Source organism: Oribacterium sinus (assembly GCF_963553175.1).
Taxonomy (GTDB): Bacteria; Bacillota; Clostridia; order Lachnospirales; family Lachnospiraceae; genus Oribacterium; species Oribacterium sinus_B.
In genome coordinates this window covers 17876-39316 of record NZ_CAUVME010000003.1, presented here as the reverse complement: position 1 = coordinate 39316, position 21441 = coordinate 17876, and the positions used below count along the sequence as shown (strand labels likewise).

The window sequence follows — 21441 nt, the reverse complement described above, 5'->3', positions numbered from 1 at the left end:
AGGAAACTGATAGTTAAAGGAGTAAGATAGATGGGTGCGACCAGCTTCAATGAAATGGAAATCGATGCCATAGGCGAGATTATGAATATCAGCCTTGGGGCGTCAGCAACGGCAATATCCACTCTTCTTGGTACTAAAGTTAATATTACTACTCCCGTTGTGCAGGTGAAAAACAAAGAAAACTTTGAGTTTCGGGAACTGGAGCCGGCAATAGGAGTTGAGATTGCATACGTTCAAGGAATTGATGGCAAAAACATCATGATGTTTTCCCGGAACGACGTTCGCATCATCGTTTCCATGATGATGGGTGCGGAGATTCCGGAAGATGAATTCGTCATGGACGAAATCAACGCCAGTGCGATTCGCGAGGCGATGAACCAGATGATGGGAGCTTCGGCTACCGCTCTCTCTGAGTTCTTGGGAACAACTGTAGATATTTCTACTCCCATTTCTTACGAAATCACAGACGGCGCTGCATTTAAAGACAAGTATTTCGAAGGGGCTGAGGAAAATGTAGTTATTCGCTTCACCCTGGAAATCGAAGATAACTTAAAGAGTGAATTCTTAAATATCATGTCTGTGGACCTGGTAAAGAAGCTTTTAAAGCCCTTTACCGCACAGTTTGGTATGGGAGACGAGGAAGACGATGAGGTGACTGCCAGTAGTGCGGAAGCTGTATCGCCTCAAGTAGAAGAGCCTGCTGCGGAAGCACATGCTGCAGAAGCGCCTGCGGCAGAGGAAGCTCCGATGCCTGCAAAGTCCGGTCCTATCGACCAGGCAACGGCGGATGCTTTACTGGCCAGCTTACTGGCAGAGCAAAACGGAGAGGGTTCCTCTGAAGCGGCACCTGCTCCTGCAGCAGAGCCGGCAGCTGCTCCGGAACCGGTAGCGGCAGCTCCTGCACCGACAGAACCGGCAGCAGCCGCCCCTGCACCACAGCCTGTAGCGGCTCCACAGCCTGCACCGGCTCAGATGGCTCCCCAGATGATGGCTATGCCTCAGGGCGTGGCTTATCAGGATCCTCTTACCTTGCAGCTCTTAAACCAGATGCAACAGTCTCAGACGCAGATGCTGGAATTGATTCGGGATATTCAGACAGCAAAGAATAAAGACACAAGACCTTCCGAGCCATCCTTAATTAAGCCTTTGAATTCCAAGGAATTTGAGAATGAAGGTGGAAGTGGGGGAGAAAATCCCGACAACAGAGAAATGCTGATGAAGGTACCTTTAGAGATTTCCGTAGAAATCGGAAGGACCAGAAAGCTGGTAAAGGATATCTTAGACTTTACCCAGGGTTCTCTGGTGGTATTGGACAAGATGGCAGGAGAGCAGGCAGACCTCTACGTAAACGGAGAGTGTATTGCCAAAGGAGACATCGTAGTAGTAGAAGAAAACTTCGGTATTCGTATCACCGAGATTTTGAAGAAAGACATTAATCAGGAGAGCCTATAATGTTTCAACAGGATATCATCTCCCTTGTGTCCGGTTTTTTACTCTTCTGTCTCTTCCTTTTAGGAGCTTGGGCTCTACATCGTTTTATCGGAAAGTACGGAAGAATGTTCCAAAAAAGTCGATACATGCAAGTGGTTGACCATATACAGGTATCTCAGGACAGACAGCTGTTTATCCTTCGTTTAGAGAAGGAGAACCGCTGTCTCCTTGTGGCGTCAGGACCTGAAGGAATGAGACTGATTACTGAATTGCAGGAGGACTATGAGGGAGAGAATCCCTTAGGGAACGGAGAAAGCTTTCTTTCCGTATTTCAAAAAGAAGGGGCAAAGCTGTTACAGAAGAAGCTGCAAGGAAAGAATGAAGTAAAGAATGCCGGCGCATGGAATGGGGAAGAGGAGAAAGCTTCCGCTTCCGATTTGGATAGTGAGGTATAAGGATGAATGAATTATTGTCGGGATTAAATGGCGGTTCCGTTCCTACCCTGGAACTGATCTACTTATTAACCCTTGTGGCTTTACTGCCTTCCATTGTGATTATGATGACTTCCTTCACTAGAATCATCATCATTTTATCCTTTACCAGAAACGCCATGGGTGTTCAGCAAACCCCTCCCAACATGGTTTTGGCGGGGATTGCTTTCTTTTTGACCCTCTACATCATGAGCCCCACCTTGAACAAAATTAATGCGGAGGCTTATGAACCTTATAAGAAGGGGACGGTCACTCAGGAAGAAGCTTTAAATATAATGGGGAAGGATATGAAGGAGTTTATGCTCCGGAATACGGAAAAGGCCACCCTGGATCGTTTTGTATCTATGAGTAAGGTTGAGCTGCAAAAGGATCCGAAGGATTATCCCTTAACCGTGGTAACCCCCGCTTTTATGACTTCGGAGCTGAAAAGAGGCTTTACTGCCGGCTTTTTGATTTACCTGCCCTTCCTCTTAATTGACGTGGTGGTATCCACCACCTTGATGGCTATGGGTATGGTAATGCTGCCTCCCGCCATGGTGTCTATGCCCTTTAAGCTTTTGCTTTTTATCACCGTAGATGGATGGAACCTGCTTTTTTCCAGTGTGGTCAACAGTTTCCGATAGGGAAAGGGGAAGAAAATGCTGGATAGTGCGGAAATTTTAGATATTATGAACCAAACCTTTATGCTGTCCCTAAGGATTGCCATGCCCTTCCTTTTGGTGAGCATGATTTTGGGTATCGTGATTGCCATCTTTCAGGCGGCAACCTCCATCAATGAGCAGACCCTGACCTTTGTCCCGAAGCTTATTGCCATTATTATCATGATGACGGTTTTGGGAGGTACCCTCTTAAAGACCATGCAGGATTTCTTTACCATGATTATGAAAATGGTGGCAGGAGGATAATATGCTGGTCTTATTTTCCTTTATTGTCATGCGAATGACAGGAGCCATTGCCTTTAACCCTGTCTTTGGAAGAACGGATTATCCCCGTCGTGCCAGGGCGGCTCTGATTTTTATGCTTTCCGCCATTTGCTATGTGCATATCGGCGGAGAGCTTCAGCATATGCCGGGAAGTATTCTGGAGTATGGCTTTATGCTCTTAAAGGAGCTTTTCGTAGGCTTCTGTCTGGGATTTGCCATGGAGCTGGCCTTTACCTGCCTGCGTTTTGCCACATCCATTATGGACTTTTCCATGGGCTTAAACATGGCTCAGGTTTTCGACCCTCAAAGCGGTTCTCAGGCTACGGTGAGTACGGGATTGTTCTATGGCTTTATGATGCTTCTGTTTTTTTCTATGGACGGGCATCTACGCTTTTTAGAACTTTTATTTCAAACTATAGATACCCATCCTTTTGGAGGCATTTCCATAAAACTTTTGCTAATGCCGAAACTGATGCTCTCCCTTTTTGTGGCTTCTATGAAGATGGGCTTGGAGCTGGCCTTCCCGATTATGGGCTTGGAGCTGATGTCCGAGATTGCTTTGGGTATTCTTATGCGTATAATTCCCCAGATTAACATTTTCGCGGTGAACTTCCAGCTGAAAATTATTCTGGGCTTTTCCATGCTTTACTTCCTTTTGATTCCCATTACGGATAAGATGAAGGACTTTATAGCATTTGCCTTTGAGAGTCTGAACAAGGTTATGGGACTGCTTTAGAAAAAAGTGAAAAAGAGCTCAAAAATTTAAGAATCCGTAAAATAGCAAGAGAAACCGCCGAGTTTAAGATGAGGAAAAAATAGCCTAAAATCAGAAGAATTGAAATAATGAATATTTTTAATTATTCTTTTGATTTTCCAGGGGAAAAGCATAAGCTGAATTAAAAAAAACTTAAAAACTAGTGAAATTGCCTATAGACGAATTGAAAAGCATTAGCTAAACTCATCAAGATGTAAAAGTATAGGAATACCGGGGAAAGAGAGGTTTAACAGTGGCAGACGGCGACAAGACCGAAGCGCCTTCCGAAAAAAAGCGAAGTGACGCCAGAAAGGAAGGTAATGTTTTTCAAAGTAGAGACATTGTCACTGTAGCGGTTTTATTCGGCGTGTTTTATGCCGTTCGCTTTATGATGCCCTTCATCTATAAGGATTTGAGGAATTTTCTTTCCTATATTTTAGAGCTTTTGGATGAGCCCAGCCCTATTTCCAATAAGCTGTACCTGCGCTTCACCTGGCTTTTTGTGAAGTCCGCCATGCCTTTGCTGCTGGTGACGATGTTCCTTGGTGTAATAGCCAGTTTGGTACAGACCAGATTCAACATCAGTTTTAAATTATTAACGCCTAAGTTTTCCAAGCTAAACCCCATGCAGGGCTTAGGAAGGATTTTTTCCAAGAAAAATGTAGTGGAATTATTGAAGAATATTTTGAAGATTATTATTCTCATTAATTTCCTCTATTCCATCATTAAGGCGGATATCATTCCCATTGCCAAGATGGTGCACATGGACATTCAAAATTCCAGCCTGGCTCTGGTGTCCATGATGTTCGACCTGATTACCAGGGTTTGCGGAGTCTTTTTGATTATTGCCCTTTTTGACTTTATGTATCAGAAGTGGGAATACGAAAATAACTTAAAGATGACCAAGCAGGAAGTAAAAGACGAGTATAAGATGCTGGAAGGAAATCCGGAAATCAAGGGAAGAATGAAGCAACAAATGCGTGCCAGAGCCAATCAGCGAATGATGCAGCAGGTTCCGGACGCGGATGTGATTATTCGAAACCCGGAGCACTTGGCTATTGCCATTAAGTATGATCCGGACAAAAATACCGCCCCGGTGGTTTTGGCAAAGGGACAGGATGAATTGGCCCTGAGAATTGTGGCTGTAGGTGAAGCCAATGGCGTAACTGCCATTGAGAACAAGCCTCTGGCCCGGGCAATGTACCCCCTTTGTCATGTGGGCAAAGAAATCCCCGGAGATTTTTACGGGGCTGTAGCGGAAATCTTAGTGTATATCTACCAGAAAGAAAACAGACAGGATATTTTAGAAAGAGCGAAGGAAGATAACAGGGATGGTTAAAAACATTTTGCAAAATGGAGTGGTACTTTTCGTACTGGTTCTCATATTGCTCCTCATTATTCCCCTCCCCGCCATCATGGTTGACGTGGCGATTGTGGTGAATATGGCCATTTCCATGATGATTCTAGTGATTACCATGACGATTCGGGAACCGCTGGAATTGTCTATTTTCCCGTCCTTACTTTTAATTACCACCCTTTTCCGTTTGGGAATCAACGTTTCCACAACCAGAAATATCTTAACCAACGGCGGTTCTTCCGGAGCGATTATCAAGGCCTTCGGAGACTTCGTGGTACGAGGAAACGTGGTAGTAGGTTTGATTATTTACCTGATTATCGTATTGATGCAGTTTATCGTTATTACCAAGGGTGCGGAGCGTGTATCCGAAGTAGCAGCCCGATTCAAGTTGGATGCGATGCCCGGTAAGCAGATGGCCATTGATGCGGATCTTTCCTCCGGTATGATTACGGAGCAGCAGGCCAGAGAGCGAAGAGAGAAGATTCAGAGAGAATCCGACTTCTACGGTTCCATGGACGGTGCTACCAAGATTGTAAAGGGAGACGGTGTCATGTCTCTCATCACCACCGCTATCAACCTGGTGGGAGGAAGTATTATCGGTATTGTCCAGTCCGGACAGCCGGTGGCTACCGTGCTTTCTACCTATTCTATTGCCACCGTGGGAGACGGTCTGGTAGGACAGATTCCTTCTCTTTTGATTTCCGTTTCCACCGGTATGATTGTAACCCGTGCAGTATCCGAAGGCTCCTTAAACGAGGACGTTTCCAAGCAGTTCACCCAGCAGCCCCGTTCCATGATGATTACGGGAATTGCCATGGGCGTACTGATGCTGATTCCGGGAATGCCGATTTTACAGATTCTTCCCGTTGCCGGAGGCTTTATTGCGGCAGGCTACTTCCTGGAAAAGAGAATCAAGGAAGAGCCGGAGCGGGCAAGGACGGAAGGGGAAGGTTTGTTACCCAGTATGGAAGCACCTCCCCAACCCCAGGAAGCTCAGGGAGAAGCAACTTCGGCTCCTGCGGAATCCGAGGAGGATTACTTCAAGGATGTTAATAATGTCTACAACCTTCTACAGGTGGAGCCCATTGAAATGGATTTTGGCTACAGCTTGATTCCCTTGGCGGATGAGTCCGTAGGAGGAAGATTGATTCAAAGAATCGTCATTTTCCGAAGACAGTATGCCCAGGATATCGGCTTTGTAGTACCCTCCATCCGTCTAAGAGATTCCTCCAGCCTGGGAACCAATGAATACAGCATTAAGATTAAGGGTGAGGAAATCGCAAAGGGTGAAATCCTGACAGATTATGTGCTGGCTCTGGAGCCGGACGACGTGGAGGATGCCATCGACGGTATTGAAACCATTGAGCCGGCCTACGGTATCCCTTCCAAGTGGATTCGACCGGAAAACCGGGAGAGGGCGGAGCTTTACGGTTACACGGTAATCGATCCTTTGTCCGTAATGCTTTCTCACTTATCGGAGACCATTAAACGGCATGCCTATGAGTTGATGACCAGACAGGAAGTGGTTCGTCTGGTGGAAAACTTAAAGAAAACCGCACCGGAGCTTTGTGAAGAAGCCTTTCCGGGAGTCATCAGCTACAACCTTTTGCAAAAGGTACTGACGACTCTTTTACGAGAAGGAGTTTCCATCAAGGACTTGGAAACCATCGTAGAGACCATGTTTGAATGTATCAGCGAAACCGGATTGCCGGTGAAGGATACGGATCAGATTGTGGAAAAGGTTCGTGCTTCTTTAAAGAGAACCATTACCAGAATGTATTGTGAAGACGGTAACATGAAGGTAATTACCCTGGATGCAGGCCTGGAGAGAACCATGGTAAACTCTCTGGCCAGAGGAGAAAACGGCCTTTATCTGGCCTTAAGCCCGGAACTCTTACAGAGTCTGATTCGGCAGGTGGCGGAGGAAAGCAGGAAGTTTAATAATTTATCCAGTCCTCCTTTGATCCTCACCTCCCAGGTGATGCGCATTCATTTCTATCATTTGATAGAGCAGTTCTATCCCAATGTGCGGGTGCTTTCCTTTAATGAGGTAGCCAGCAACGTGCAGATTCAGGCCATCGGAAGCCTTCGTTTGGAGGATGACCTGGAGGAAAAGGGAACCGCTTAATTTAATAAAAAAATTTTTAAAATCTTACTTGAGACTCTACTTTAAAAGACCTACATGCAGGAGTAAGAAAAAGAGTAGAGTACGAAGGGAAAGAGGGGTTGAGATTGAACGTGTTGAATTATTCCCAACTGGAAGAAAAATCAAATGAGGAGCTTTTTGCCCTCTATAAGGAGACCGGCTCCCAAGAGGTCAAGCAGGAGCTTACCATGCGCTACGTTTACATCGTGCGCTCTATTGCTTATCAAATGCGGGAAATGTACCATGATTTCATGCAGACCGATGATATCGTAAACGAAGGGGTAATCGAAATCATGCGGGCTATCGAACGCTATGATGAGAGTAAGGACAATAAGTTCGAGACCTTTATTTCCCGACGTATCCGGGGAATGGTTATTGATATGATGCGGAAAAATGACTGGCTTCCCCGAAATTTCCATAAGGACAGCCGTTCCATTGAAACCGCCACGGTAGAGCTGAACAATCGTCTGGGAAGAGCCCCCACCGATGAGGAGCTGGCAGACTATCTGAATATGAACGTGAAGAAGCTGCAGAAGATTCAGAGAATGAGCAACATGGTAAATGTGCTTTCTCTGGATATGACCTATGATGAGGGAAATGAAACCCTCCTGCAGATTCCTTCCGAGGATCACAGCACCCAACCGGAATTCAGCTTTATGCAGAAGGAAAATGTCCGTGCGCTGACAGAGGCCATTGAATCCTTACAGGAAAAGGAAAAGCTGGTTATTTCCTTATATTATGTGGAAGAATTGAATATGAACCAGATTGCGGAGGTAATGGAAGTATCTCAGCCCCGTGTATCCCAGCTGCATAGCATTGCTATCCGAAAGCTGCGGAAGTATATGGGAGAACATGGAGAGGACTAAGCGATGCTTAGTCCTTTTTTGATTTCCCCCTTAATATTTTCCCAAAGCCTGTCGATATAAGAGAGAAGATTAAAGATTCTTGTCTTCAGAAAGGAAAAGGAATGTATCAAGGATTCTATGACTTAGCCTCCGGGATGATTACCCAAAGGAGAAATCTAAACAATATCAGTAACAACATGGTGAATATCCAGACCGCCGGATATAAGAAAGACACCATGGTGAGCAGCACCTTTAAAGAAGAAATGATGATTCGGACCGGAAAATATAATAAGAAGGGACCTGAGGATTTGGCGGTGGCTTCCAGAATCAAGTCCGCTTCGAAGACCTATACGGATTATGAGCAGGGTTCCTATGAGCTTACGGACGGAATATACGATACCGCCATTTCCGGAAAGGGATTTTTTGCGGTCAGCACCCCCCAGGGAACCCGTTATACCAGAGGAGGAGCCTTCTCCGTGGATGAAAACGGTGTGTTAGAGCTGGCAGGGATTGGAAAGGTGCAGAGTGAGGAAGGCCACGATATCGTGCTCCCCAATGACAACTTTGCTATCGATCCGGACGGTTCCATCTTTGATCCCAACAGTACGGGTAATACCAGAACCGTTTACGGTACTCTGAAGGTGGTAGATTTTGCGGATTATAACGCTTTACATAAGGAGGACAATAACCTCTTTTCCACAAACCAGACAGGGCTGAAAAAGCCGGCAGACAGCAGTATTAACTGGAAAATGCTGGAAAAATCCAATGTAAACATGGTGGATGAAATGACTACCATGATGAGTTCCCAAAGAGCATTGCAAAGTGCGGCACAGATGCTGAGAATGTATGACACGGTAATGTCCAAAGCCAGCACGGATGTGGGACGAATTTAAATATAAGGAGAAACTAAGATGAATATGTCCTTCTATGTGGGGGCTCTGGGAGCAGATGCCAGCCAAAAGAAGATGGGAGTTATTTCCAATAACCTTGCCAATATCAACAATACCGCTTTTAAGCCGAAAAATGCTATTTTTTCCGAGCTGATTAACTATAACTTAAACGATTCTCCGGAAGCAAAGACCGATTTGCAGGCAGGAGCGGGAACCACAGTGGTTCGTACCAATACGGAGTATAGTCCTGCGGCTTTTCATACTACAGGACAGCCTAATGACTATGCTATCGGAAATGCCAATGCTTTCTTTAAATTGCAGGATCCTTCCTCCGGGGAGTTTACTTATACCAGAAACGGACACTTCCACGCAGGAGAAATGCCGGATGGAAAGTTCTATCTTTTTACAGAGTCCGGAAAGCATGTTTTGGATGAAAACGGAAAGAAGATGCTGGCGGATGACACTGCTTTAAAAGCGATTGAGGCGGCAGGACAGACCGGTGGAAATACGGCGAATGCCAACAATGTCACTGAAGAAGTAAAGCAGAAAATTGGTGTTTATACAATCAACTATCCGAGCCGATTAGTAAATAAGGGCGATAATGAGTTGGCGATTCGTCCGGGAGACCAAAACAACAAAGATTCTGTAATACAGAATCCTGTTTTGGAGTCCGGAACACTGGAAAGCTCCGGAACCGATATGGCAAAGGAGATGACCAGACTGATTGAAAGCCAGAGAGCCTTTACCTATGCCTTAAAGATGGTTCAGACCTCCGATGAAGTGGAAGGTACCATCAACCAGCTTAGAGGATAATAGCTAAAGACTTACTCATTCTTTCAAAGCAAAGGAACCAAGGAATGGAAGGAAAATGAATCCAAAGGAGTGGAGTAAAGAATGAAGATTAATCGTTATGAAGACATGAACCTTCAGGAACTGGATGTGATGAAGGAGATTGGAAGTATAGGAACGGGACATGCAGCAACGGCCCTTTCCCAATTACTCCAAAAAGAAGTACGGATTACCATTCCCCAGGTGCAGATTTTGGGCTATAACGGGGCGGTAAAACGAATCGGCGATGAGGAAGAAATCGTAGGAGCCACTCTGGTGCAAATGTCCGGAGATTTAAACGGTTTGATGCTTTTCCTCTATGACCGAAACTTTGCCAATACGGTTTTGGAAAAACTGTTGGATAAGAACTACGACAAATTTGCCGAGATGGATTCCATGGCCTTTTCCGCACTGGCGGAGGTAGGAAATATCGTCATTTGCTCCTACATCAATGCCTTCTCGGATTTGGTGCATGTGGACTTAAATCTGTCGGTTCCCAGCAGCACAGTGAATATGCTGGGAGGAATCCTTACCGTTCCTATGGTGGAGTTTGGCTATGAAACGGATAAGCTGATGTATTGTAATGCGGAATTTGTCATGGATGGCAAAAGTCTTCCCTCGTGGCTTTTGATGTTACCTGATATAAGCTCCTTGAATACGATTCTGGAAAAGCTGGGAGTGTAAACCATGCTTTTGGAGAAACAGCTTAAGGTAGGGATTGGCGACATGAAGTTAACCCGAGGAGAGGGAGTGATTATTACCTACGCTTTAGGCTCCTGTATAGGACTGGCCTTTTATGATTCTTATATCAAGCTGGGGGCATTACTTCATATCATGTTGCCGGAACAGGTCAATTTATCGGATCCCAACGTATTCAAATATGCGGATACGGGGATTAGGGAAACCCTCCGGAAAATGGCAGCCTTCGGTATGGTGAAAAGTCGTACCACGGTGAAAATTGCAGGAGGAGCCAAGATGTTCGAAATCAGCGGAAATGCGGGCTTCGGAAACATTGGACAGCGAAATATTGAAAGTGTTAAAAAAATTCTTCGGGAAGAGGGAATACAGCTGGTGGCGGAAGACACCGGCGCAAATTATGCAAGGACCATGAGTCTGGACACCGGAACGGGGGAAGTGTTAATACGGACCTACGGACGGGATGATGTTCGGATTTAAGGATAGATAACAAACTGTAATGCGGGCAAGAGGCTAGTCCCGGGTTCAGGGAAGAACGAAAAGGGAGAGGATTATAGAAATGAAGAAGAAAAACGAAAAGGAAGGCATTTTATTAGAGTCCGGAACCAACGAAATTGAGATTATGAAGTTTCGTGTTCTGGGAGAGTTTTACGGAATCAATGTGGCTAAGGTAAAAGAAATCATGATGACTGAAAAGATTAAGCCTATGCCCCATTCTCATCCTTCCGTAGAGGGATTTTTCAAGCCGAGAGAGCAGCTGATTACCGTAATCAACCTGGCGAACTACCTGACCGGCGCTACACCGGAGCAGGGAGCAAGAGATCTGTTCATCATTACACATTTTAATAAAATGATGGTGGCTTTCCGTGTGGATTCTATCGAGGGGATCAGCCGTATTTCCTGGCAGAGCATCCAGAAGCCGGATCGTACCTTGGCAAATGGTGCAGAATCCGTAGCTACCGGTATTGCTCAGTGCGATAACCAGCTGGTAACCATCTTGGATTTTGAGAAGATTGTTGCGGAGATTTCTCCGGAAACCAGTATTCAGATTGAAGAAATTGAGCAGATGGGTGAAAGAGATATTACCACAGCGCCGGTAGTCATTGCGGAGGACTCTGTGCTTCTTCAGAAAATGATTGGCACTTCCTTGCAGAAGGCAGGCTTTAAGGATGTTAAAATCTTTAACAATGGACAGGAGTGCTGGGATTACCTTTCTTCTCTCCGGAATGACCCTGACCTTTACAAAAAGGCAAATATATTAATTACCGATATTGAGATGCCGATTATGGACGGACATCGCCTTACCAAGCTGGTAAAAGAAGATATGCGTCTAAAGAGAATTCCTGTTGTAATCTTCTCTTCCTTAATTAACGATCAGATGCGTATTAAAGGAAAAGAGTTGGGAGCGGACGAGCAGCTGACCAAGCCGGAAATCGGCCATCTGGTAGAGGTTTTAGACGTTTTAATCAAGCGCTTCTTGGAGTCTGAGCATGCAGGCTTCAGAAATGAAGAGTAATCAGGAACAATTTCACTGAATAGTAGAGAATGTTAGAAAAATTTCACTGGACAGAAGTGAAAAGATATAATAAGAATTGAGATGGACCAAGGACGGAGGAGCACTTTCAGGAAGAAAGAAGTTCTTTCGTCCTTTTTGTTCAATATACTATACATTGGATTTTGAATTGGGTATAATGGAGGAGATAAGGGATGAAGATTAAAGGATTTATGCAGAAGGAGACAAAGACTCTTTCCCGAAAAGGAAAGGACGCTTTGTCCCGTTGTCGCTTTTCCAAGAAGGGTGCGGCTTTCCTGTTCGGTCTTTCCGCATTGTGCTTATCCGCAGTGCCTGCCTTTGCAGAGGTCAGTGCTTCGGACGGAGAATGGGTGCAACAGGGAGAATCTTGGTATTTTATGTTGGGGCCGAATACTCCATTGGAAAATGAGTGGATTAACTATAACGGGCAGTCCTACCATATCGGAAGCGGCGGCCTGATGACCACAGGAAAGTATGTGGATCCGGAAGACAAGACAGAGTACTTCTTCGATCAGGACGGAAGACTTTTGGAAGAAGAGTTTTCCAAGGATGGTAAGACCTATATCGGGAAGGAAGGAAAAGAGCTTGTAAACTTCAACAAGTATCGTCAGATGCTTAGAGAAGAGCTGGAAAAGGACAAGACCAAGGACTTCGGAAAGAAGCAGGCGGTGGATGTGGCGGATCCGGAAAGCTCCGAAAAGACTCTCACCGGAGAGGAAGTTTTTCCAAAATCCTTTGCCTTAATCGATATGGATCAGGACGGCTATAAGGATCTTGTTCTTTATAAAGAAGCCGTGGAAGAGGGAAAAGAAGAACCGAAATCCGTATTATCCGTTATCCTCTATCAAGAGAAGTTACCAGAGCAGAAGGGAAGTTCTGTAGCACAGAACAAGGAGAGAAGCCTTGCGGTCCTTTTAGAAGAGGAAGCCAACGGCGCTTATCAGGTAGAACTGAGAAAGAACAATTTAACGGGAGAGCCGGTAGTTTATCGGCATAACGGGAACAGTGATTCCATTTTCCGTGTCACAAAGAATGCGGGCTTGGAGCAGATTTTCTCCCTGTCCACCGGGGCAAATGCCAACGGAGACCCGGAATATCGTTCTTTTTCCGACAGTATCTCCCAATCCTTGTACCAAAGTGAGCTGCTGACCGTGAAGAATCAATACGGGGAAAGCTATCCGGGAAAGCGTTTTAATCTGGATGAGGCAGGTATCACAGAGGGCTTAAAGAACTTTACAAAGGAAGAACTTTCTTTCTATTCATCACAGGAAGATGCATAAGAAAAATCTTTTCCCTAAGCATGCTGTTTCGTTTGCTTAGTCAGGATTTTTTGATGCAGGGAGGTTCATATTGTCAATCATTATCACAGTATCCAATCAAAAGGGAGGCGTAGGAAAAACCACCACTTCGGCAGCCATCTGCGCAGGACTGGCAGACCGTGGAGCTAAGGTTTTGGGCATTGATTTAGACCCACAGGGAAACTTAGGCTTTTGTATGGGCTTAGAGGGAAGCAACCCCACCACCATATTGGATGCCTTACAGGGCAAGGTTCGGGTGCAGCAGGCGATTCGCCGACTGAAAAAATGCGATATTTTACCCTCCGACATTTCCCTTTCCACCACAGGACTTGAAAAGCTGGCGCCCGGAAAGCGAGAAGTGGCTTTGAAGGAAATGCTGCAACCTTTGATGGATTATTATGACTATGTGGTGATTGATACTCCCCCGGCATTGAATTTATTAACCATCAATGCCTATGCCGTATCGAATTTCTTAATTATTCCCATGTCCTCGGATATCCTGTCTTTGGTAGGATTGTCACAGCTACGGGAAACCATTGATACGGTAAAACAGGGGCTTAATAAGGATTTAAAGGTCTTAGGGATTCTTTTGAACAAGTTTGACAAGAGAACCACTTTGGCAAGAGACGTGGAGGAAATGGCAGGAGGCCTAGCGGAACAGATTTCCACCAAGGTTTTCGAAACGAAGATTCGTCCCGGCGTGGCCATTGCGGAAGCACCGGCCCACGGAGAAGATATTTTTTCCTACAACAAACGTTCTCCTGCGGTAACCGATTACGCAAGATTCATTGAGGAAATCGCAGAGGATATCCATTTAAGAGAGGTGATCGGATAATGGCTACAAAGAAGACAACGAAATCCAACAAAACATCCCATGTATTGAATTTATTAACCTCCGCTCCTGTAGCGGAGGAAGCCCTTGAGCAGGCCGGAGGAAGTGCACAGGCAAATGCCGGAGGGAATGCTTCCGGAACCCCAGGCGTTACGATAGATCCTGCTATGCTTTCCGACTTCCACGAGGCGGCAAAGAAAACCAAAGAGGCTGCAGAGCACTTTGACGGTGCGGTAAGCAATTTCCAATCTGCTGTGGATAACTTCGATGTGAAGGAAGAGCAGATGAAGGAAGAGCATAAGAAAGAAGCCGAGAAGGCAGAAAAGCAGAAAGAGGAAAAGCAGAAAGAAGAGCTCCAAAGAGCTTTAGAAGAGGAAAGTAGGGCGGAGAATCATGAAAAAGAGGAGCCGGCATCCCTTCCTTCCTACAAGAAGAGTAAGATTACCGTTATTGATGAATCTTCCGAAAATGATAAAATCACCAACGAAATTCAGTTGAATCTGGAGAAGAAGCTTTTGGCGGAATATGATGAGCCGGAACCTGAGTTCCACATTGTCAATGTGATGCTGGACATCCTTAAAACCAAGGATGTAAGAGGACTGATTCAAAAGCACGGAGGCTGTACCTGTGATAAGTGTATCGCCGATGTGACCGCCCTTTCTCTCACCCAGCTTCCTGCAAAGTATGTGGTGCTGGATAAGGATAAGACCTCTCCTATGATCGGTTTCTATCAGAGCAAGTACCAGTCCGACATTTTTGTAGCAATGTTGAAGGCGGTACTGGAGGTTAAGATGCATCCTCACCATGATCCGAACAGAGGTAGAGACACTACCAAGTTTGATGCAGAGGAGAGAAAGAACTTAAAGAACAGTCAGGGGATTGCGTAAGGATTTCTTTTCCCGGTAGCAGTTTAGAGATAAGCGAAATAAGCGAAATAAGCGGAATTATCACATTTTCCGATGTTTCTTGATTACTACAAAATCCCGAAATTGATTCAAAAAAATATATAAACAATTTATATTTTTTTAAGGGCTTTCCGAAAGGAAAGTCCTTGTTTTGTTTGTATTTATAATGATACAATTAATCCTAGTAAATAGATGGGACATAAGGGCGGAAATGTCATTTTTCCCCTGATACAATTAGTAAAGAAAGGAATTTTTTATGGCATACGGATTACAGGAACAATATGGATTGTTTATTGACGGAGAGTTTTGCGAGAGTTCGGATAAGGCGACCTTTACCACTTATTCTCCTGCTACAGGAGAGGCTTTGGCTAAGGTGGCTGAGGCTACAAGAGAAGATGTGGATAGAGCAGTGAATGCGGCATGGAAGGCCTTTGAAGGCTGGAAGAAGCTGGATAAGATTCAGCGTTCCAAGATTCTTTTGGATATTGCGGATGTGATTGACAAAAACAAGGAGCATCTGGCAAAGGTGGAGAGCTTGGATAACGGAAAGCCCATCCGGGAAACCATGAATATTGATGTGCCCTTTGCGGCGGATCACTTCCGTTATTTTGCGGGAGCGATTCGAACGGAGGAGGATTCCGCCAGCTTCTTTGATGAGAATACCCTTTCCCTGATTATCCGGGAGCCCATCGGCGTAGTGGGACAGATTGTACCCTGGAACTTCCCCTTCCTGATGGCGGCTTGGAAGCTGGCACCGGTACTTGCTTCCGGATGCTGTACCGTTTTAAAAACCAGCTCCGCTACACCTCTTAGTGTATTGGAGTTGATGAAGCTGATTAAGGATATTGTACCGAAGGGAGTAATCAACATTATCTCCGGTGCAGGCTCCAAGTCCGGACAGTATATGCTGGAGCATAAGGGCTTTAGAAAGCTGGCCTTTACCGGTTCCACAGAGGTGGGCTACAGCGTGGCAAAGGCTGCAGCTGAGAAGCTGATTCCGGCAACTCTGGAGCTGGGAGGAAAGTCTGCCAATATTTTCTTCCCGGACTGTGATTTTGATATGGCTATCGACGGCTTACAGCTGGGAATTCTCTTTAACCAGGGACAGGTTTGCTGTGCAGGATCCCGTGTCTTTGTCCATGAGGACATTTACGACCGCTTCGTAGAGGCAGCGGTAGAGCAGTTCAATAAGGTAAAGGTAGGAAATCCATTGGATCCGGATACCCAGATGGGATCTCAGGTGAACGACAAGCAGGTAGAAAAGATTCAGTCCTGCGTGGATATAGCGGTACAGGATGGCGCTAAGATTGCCTGTGGCGGAAGAGTTTTTGATGAGGGAGAGCTTTCCAAGGGCGCCTTCTACAGACCTACCCTTTTGGTAAATGTTGATAACAGCATGAAGGCGGCAAGAGAAGAAATCTTCGGACCGGTGGCGGTTATCATCAAGTTCAAGACAGAGGAAGAAGTGATTGCCATGGCCAATGACTCCGACTTCGGCTTGGGCGGTGCAGTATGGACCAGAGACATTAACCGGGCTATCCGGGTATCCAGAGCCATTGAAACCGGAAGAATGTGGGTAAATACCTACAATGCCATTCCGGCAGGAGCCCCCTTCGGCGGTTACAAGACCTCCGGCGTGGGAAGAGAAACCCATAAGGTTATCCTGGAGCACTACACCCAGATGAAGAATATTTTGATTAACCTGAAGGAAGAGCCCTCCGGCTTCTACCCGAAGAAGTAAAATACGAAATGTCTAAACAAATTTCCAAATAAGTAAACGAGATATCGCACACTACGCGTGCGATATTCGTTAAGAATAAAGAAGAGGGATGTAAATTAGCGAGCTTAAGCTTGTTTTCTGCTAATTTACATCCCTATTTTTAGAAAGAAGCCAAGAGAAATGCAAGGAAAGCATGAGCCAGACTCCTTTCCAAGCGTATAACTCTGAAAGAGGGGTAATCTGAGCCCGTCAGTACTTGCTGAAAGCAAGCGAAGCGCAGCTTGAAGCTTAGTACTGTTACGAAGGCGAGGTTAGCGGGAGCGTGCCCCTCTTTCAGAGCTATACGATAGGAAAGGATAGAAATCTTTCCCTACATTTTCCTTGGCTTTTCTATCCTTATAAACTCTCAAAAAACCGCCGATATTGGTATTGATAAGTTAGCAGAAAGAACGGTGTGGAAGGGAGTCCGACGTTCCCATGGCTTTTCAGAGAGAGAAAGATTCTTAGGGAAAGTTTCATTTTCTCTAAAGGCGTGGACTTTCTCCAAAAAGACCTGCTAGCTCGATAAACTAAAGAGAGAGAGGATGAATCATGTCAGGTTTATCAACAAATTCAACGTCCGGTACATCCAGTTTGGGGAACACCTCCCTCCGTGGATTTGGTGGAATGTCCTCCGGAATTGACCGTGACGCATTAATTGAACAGGCAACAAAGGGTACCCAGTCTAAGCTTACCAAAGCAAGACAGGAGACCACCAGAATGGAATGGAAAAGAGATGCTTTTCGTGAGTTATCCGATAAGACTATAGCATTACAGGATGATTTTTTGTCTTTCGCCTCTGCAGATTCCATCAAGAATCAGGATTTGTATGAATCCAGTGTGGTAAATCCACAGGGTGATGCTGCGGCAACCAAGTTTATTACCGCTTCAGGACATTCGGATTTGACAAAGAACTTAAAGGTGAAGGCAGTTACCAAGCTGGCGACCTCCGAGTCCATTGTTTCCGATGTGAAGGGCAGTGCTTCCGCCATTAAGACAGGAATTACCGCTGATGCTTTGGCAAATGTGGGCAATGTAAAAACCAGCAACTTGGTAGGAAAGTCCTTACAGCTTGGTAACTACACCACTACAGGTGTATTCCAGGAGAAGGCCAGCTTTAAATTTCCGGAAAGCTATAAGGATGACGACGGAAAGACCGTAGAAATCAACTATACCGGAGATAAGCAGAAGCTTGTAGATGATTTGAACAAGGCGGCTAAGCAGGGAAATGTGAAGCTTGGGGAAAATGAGTTTTTAAGCTTCAGCTATCACCAGGGCTCCAATCCCGGCGAAGACTATATCCAGATTAACGGTGGAAGCTCCCAGTATGTTATTAAGACGGAATCTTCCGCGTTAGAGTCTTTGGGTTATAAGGCTCCGGCAGCAGGAACTGCTCCTACCGGAACAGGTTCCGATGCCTACGGTGTAAAGATTGCAGCCTTTAACAGCAGTGCCCAGACAGAAGGAAAGTTTACTTCTTCTTCCGTTAAGCAGGGCGGTATGCTGGATTACTTAAAGGATCAAAAGCTCACTGTCAGCTACGGTGGCACAAGTCAGGAGATTTCTCTTTTAACAGATGCCCAAAAGCAAAGCATTGAGGCGGCTCACACCGGTACAAGTGCCAGTGATAACCAGAATCGTTTGGATGCGGTAAAGGATGCTATTCAGCAAAATCTTAACAATGCCTTCGGTGCAGGTAAGATTGTAGTGGATTCTTCTACAGGAAGCATCACCTTTAACAGTGCCAACGGAAAGGATACCGTTTCCGTAAGCTCCTCCGATGCGCAGGTAAGAGCAAATCTGCAAATCAGCAAGAATGCATCCAACAAGGTTACCACCAGTAGTTCTATCATGGATAATCTGGACAAGTTGGGACTTTCCGACTATGTAGGAAACAAAGCAGGCTTGGATGAGGCTCTTTCCAAGTTCAAGATTAACGGTAAAGAAATTAAGGGAATTACCTCAGACAGCACCGTACAGGATATGTTGAAGAAAATCAACGATTCCGATGCAGGTGTAAAAGCCAGCTATATGGAAGGTTCCGGACGTTTCGTGTTGATTCACAGCGAAACCGGTTCCGGAAGAAGCATTACTTTGGGAGATGCAAACAATGCCAACGACATTGAGGATAAGCTCTTTGGCGCAACGGCAAGCGGTGGAGGACAGGTTAACCACGGTACCGATGCGGAAATGGTTTTTGACTACGGAAACGGCATCAATGAAACCGTTACTTCTTCCAGCAACACCTTTAACATTGACGGTGTAAAGATTACTGCCAGCGGTAAGTTCGGTGTAGAGCTGGATGCTTCCGGAAATGCGGTAACCAAGCCGGATGGTTCCTATAAGTTTGACAGCTCCAAGGAAGTCAGCTTTACTGCCAAGGCGGACGTGGACAAGGCTACTAAAACCATGAAGAAGTTTGTAGAGAAGTTCAATGAATTGGTAAGCTCTGTAAATACTCACGTGAAAACCAGACGTACCAGCGGATATGATCCTTTGACGGAAGCACAGAAGAACCAAATGAGTGAAAAATCCGTTGAGAACTGGGAAAAGAAGGCGAAGGAAGGAATTCTTTACGGAGAAAGCTCCATCAGAAACTTCAGCGATTCTTTACAGAGTGTTATGACACAGATGATGTCCGACTTAAAGGTTGCAGGGCTGGATTATCAGGATATGGAAAAGATGGGCTTATCCCTTTCTACAGATGCTTTTGACGGCGGAAAGCTTAGCTTTGATGAGACAAAGTTCAAACAGGCTATGGAAACAGAACCGGAGAAGGTTGCCAAGGTTATGATGGGACACAACGGTTCCAAGGGAATGGCAAAGATTGTAGAGACTACGGTTTCTCGTTACGCTACCCGTTATGCATCCAGAAACGGCGGATCTTACGGAGAGTTGATTAAAGAAGCCGGCTCCAACAAGGTTACCCTTTCCAACACCTCTTCCGTAATTTACGGAAAGCTAAAGGAAAACTCCGAAGTGGTTGAAAAGCTGAAGACCATGCTCAGCAATCAGCAGGATCGTTATATCAAGCAGTTCTCCCAGCTGGAGAAGTTAATCAGTAAGATGAATACTCAGTCCTCTTACCTAAGTAGTTTGTAAATCGTAAACTGAAGACAAAAAACAGAGTTGTAAAAAATCAAAATAAATAAAAAATTTCAGCAATATAGGTCTGAATTCGGGGTAGTCTGAGCCCGTCGGTACTTGCGAAAAACAAGAGAAACGCAGTTTTTCGCTTAGTATCCGATACGTGGCGAAGCTAGCGAGAGCGTGCCCCGTTTCAGACCTATATTGCATAGAGAATTTTTTTTTGATTTTTGCAACTCTGTTTTTGTGCAATGTTTCCATTTACAAAATGCGGGGTAATCCAGTACAATCTTAGCTTTGTGAAAAATAGAGTTGTAGAAAGGAGAAAAAATGAAAGAAAAGAAAAAGTTATCTTTAGCGATGCAGATTTTTATTGCTTTGGTTTTGGCGATCATCGTTGGCTTGTTATTACAGGGACATAGTAATATTGCGGAAAATTATATTAAGCCCTTTGGAACGATTTTCTTGAACTTGGTAAAGTTCATTGTGGTGCCGGTGGTGCTGTTTTCCATTATGTGCGGTATTATTTCCATGAGTGATATTAAGCAGGTGGGCTCCGTAGGCTTGAAAACGGTGGTGTTTTACTTATGTACCACTGCTTTTGCGGTAAGTATCGGATTATTCTTCGGAAGCATTTTCCATAATCTGTTTCCGGTGGTAGCCACTGCGGATTTAAGCTATGAGGTCAAGGGAAGTTTGTCTTTAATGGACACCATTGTAAATATCTTCCCCTCCAACTTCGTCCAGCCTATGGTGGAAGCCAATATGTTGCAGGTTATTGTAATGGCGTTGATTTTGGGCTTCGCTATCATTTTGGTAGGAGAGAAAACTCATAGAGTAGTTAGTGCCTTCAATGATTTTGATGCTATTTTTATGAAGTGTATGGAAATGGTATTAAGCCTCTCCCCGATTGGTGTGTTCTGTTTGCTTTGCCCGGTTATTGCGGTAAATGGACCGAAGATTCTCGGCTCTTTGGCCATGGTACTTTTGGCAGCCTATATTGCCTATGTTGCCCATGCCGTAGTAGTGTACTCTCTTACCGTGAAGCTTATGGGAGGTCTTTCTCCGATAAAGTTCTTTAAAGGAATGCTTCCGGCTATTATGTTTGCCTTTTCTTCCGCTTCCTCTGTGGGAACTCTTCCTATTAATATGGAGTGTACGGAGAAATTGGGGGCTAAAAAGGAGATTGCATCCTTTGTACTTCCCTTGGGAGCCACCATTAACATGGACGGAACAGCGATTTATCAGGGAATTTGCGCAATCTTTATTGCTTCCTGCTACGGTATTCATCTGACTCTTGGACAGATGCTGACCATTATTTTGACGGCAACCCTGGCTTCCATTGGAACCGCAGGTGTTCCCGGAGCCGGTATGATTATGTTGGCTATGGTGCTTACCTCTGTAGGTCTTCCGGTGGATGGTATCGCCTTGGTAGCCGGTGTAGACCGTATTTTTGATATGGGAAGAACCACCGTAAATATTACAGGAGATGCGGCTTGTACCATCGTGGTTTCCAATCTGGAAGCCAAAAAACAGGCAAGGCTTGCAGCAAAGTCTTAAGCCTAAGTATCTTTCCTTTATTTTTTCTAAAAATCCTTTATACATTTCCATAGACCGGACGACATATTATAAGACAATAAGAAGAAATCTTCGGAGTTGAAAATA

19 protein-coding genes are annotated in these 21441 nt (G+C 45.1%); all 19 read left to right on the top strand.

The genetic code is table 11. The features are described 5' to 3' along the window. The first annotated feature begins 30 nt into the window (after positions 1-30). Positions 31-1452, top strand: coding sequence for a flagellar motor switch protein FliN (gene fliN / locus RYO92_RS01210; RefSeq protein ID WP_315369207.1), 1422 nt, complete (start codon positions 31-33; stop codon positions 1450-1452). Next, a complete protein-coding gene (locus RYO92_RS01205) occupies positions 1452-1886 on the top strand; it encodes a flagellar biosynthetic protein FliO (protein WP_315369206.1) in 435 nt (144 codons plus the stop codon). Before fliN ends, RYO92_RS01205 begins: the two co-directional genes overlap by 1 nt. 2 nt (positions 1887-1888) lie before the next feature. Continuing rightward, entirely contained in the window at positions 1889-2545 is a 657-nt protein-coding gene (gene fliP, locus RYO92_RS01200; RefSeq protein WP_308579542.1) for a flagellar type III secretion system pore protein FliP, read from the top strand. Between the two features lie 15 nt (positions 2546-2560). Continuing rightward, entirely contained in the window at positions 2561-2827 is a 267-nt protein-coding gene (locus tag RYO92_RS01195; protein ID WP_183682896.1) for a flagellar biosynthetic protein FliQ, read from the top strand. Position 2828: 1 nt separating this feature from the next. Then, positions 2829-3581 (top strand): flagellar biosynthetic protein FliR, encoded by a 753-nt coding sequence (locus tag RYO92_RS01190; RefSeq protein WP_183682899.1) that lies wholly within the window; start codon positions 2829-2831, stop codon positions 3579-3581. A 271-nt stretch (positions 3582-3852) separates the two neighbouring features. Beyond that, positions 3853-4938 (top strand): flagellar biosynthesis protein FlhB, encoded by a 1086-nt coding sequence (flhB, locus tag RYO92_RS01185; RefSeq protein WP_308579540.1) that lies wholly within the window; start codon positions 3853-3855, stop codon positions 4936-4938. Next, entirely contained in the window at positions 4931-7084 is a 2154-nt protein-coding gene (gene flhA, locus RYO92_RS01180) for a flagellar biosynthesis protein FlhA (RefSeq protein ID WP_315369205.1), read from the top strand. Before flhB ends, flhA begins: the two co-directional genes overlap by 8 nt. A gap of 104 nt (positions 7085-7188) precedes the next feature. Further along, positions 7189-7968: a sigma-70 family RNA polymerase sigma factor gene (locus RYO92_RS01175; RefSeq protein ID WP_007156860.1), complete on the top strand. Its 780-nt coding sequence runs from the start codon at positions 7189-7191 to the stop codon at positions 7966-7968. 101 nt (positions 7969-8069) lie between these two features. Further along, a complete protein-coding gene (locus RYO92_RS01170; RefSeq protein WP_315369204.1) occupies positions 8070-8840 on the top strand; it encodes a flagellar hook-basal body protein in 771 nt (256 codons plus the stop codon). 18 nt (positions 8841-8858) lie between these two features. Beyond that, the gene (locus tag RYO92_RS01165) at positions 8859-9650 is read left to right on the top strand and encodes a flagellar hook-basal body protein (protein ID WP_315369203.1); all 792 of its coding nucleotides are present in this window, start codon (positions 8859-8861) and stop codon (positions 9648-9650) included. Positions 9651-9731: 81 nt separating this feature from the next. Next, positions 9732-10349 carry a chemotaxis protein CheC gene (locus tag RYO92_RS01160; protein ID WP_007156852.1) on the top strand — a complete coding sequence of 206 codons (618 nt, stop codon included), beginning with the start codon at positions 9732-9734 and terminating at the stop codon, positions 10347-10349. Between the two features lie 3 nt (positions 10350-10352). Next, positions 10353-10841 (top strand): chemotaxis protein CheD, encoded by a 489-nt coding sequence (locus RYO92_RS01155; RefSeq protein ID WP_007156851.1) that lies wholly within the window; start codon positions 10353-10355, stop codon positions 10839-10841. A gap of 79 nt (positions 10842-10920) precedes the next feature. Then, on the top strand, positions 10921-11877 hold the full coding sequence (locus RYO92_RS01150; protein WP_183682913.1) for a chemotaxis protein: 957 nt from the start codon (positions 10921-10923) through the stop codon (positions 11875-11877). 191 nt (positions 11878-12068) lie between these two features. Further along, positions 12069-13175, top strand: coding sequence for a hypothetical protein (locus RYO92_RS01145; protein ID WP_315369202.1), 1107 nt, complete (start codon positions 12069-12071; stop codon positions 13173-13175). A 70-nt stretch (positions 13176-13245) separates the two neighbouring features. After that, complete coding sequence (locus RYO92_RS01140) at positions 13246-14028, top strand: ParA family protein (RefSeq protein WP_007156848.1); 783 nt, start codon at positions 13246-13248, stop codon at positions 14026-14028. Beyond that, positions 14028-14912, top strand: a complete 885-nt coding sequence (locus RYO92_RS01135; RefSeq protein WP_308579534.1) for a late competence development ComFB family protein — start codon at positions 14028-14030, stop codon at positions 14910-14912. Before RYO92_RS01140 ends, RYO92_RS01135 begins: the two co-directional genes overlap by 1 nt. Positions 14913-15186: 274 nt before the next feature. Then, positions 15187-16671: an aldehyde dehydrogenase family protein gene (locus RYO92_RS01130; RefSeq protein ID WP_315369201.1), complete on the top strand. Its 1485-nt coding sequence runs from the start codon at positions 15187-15189 to the stop codon at positions 16669-16671. A gap of 570 nt (positions 16672-17241) precedes the next feature. After that, the gene (fliD, locus tag RYO92_RS01125) at positions 17242-19791 is read left to right on the top strand and encodes a flagellar filament capping protein FliD (protein ID WP_183682926.1); all 2550 of its coding nucleotides are present in this window, start codon (positions 17242-17244) and stop codon (positions 19789-19791) included. 315 nt (positions 19792-20106) lie between these two features. Further along, complete coding sequence (locus RYO92_RS01120; protein ID WP_315369200.1) at positions 20107-21336, top strand: dicarboxylate/amino acid:cation symporter; 1230 nt, start codon at positions 20107-20109, stop codon at positions 21334-21336. The last annotated feature ends 105 nt before the right edge of the window (positions 21337-21441 follow it).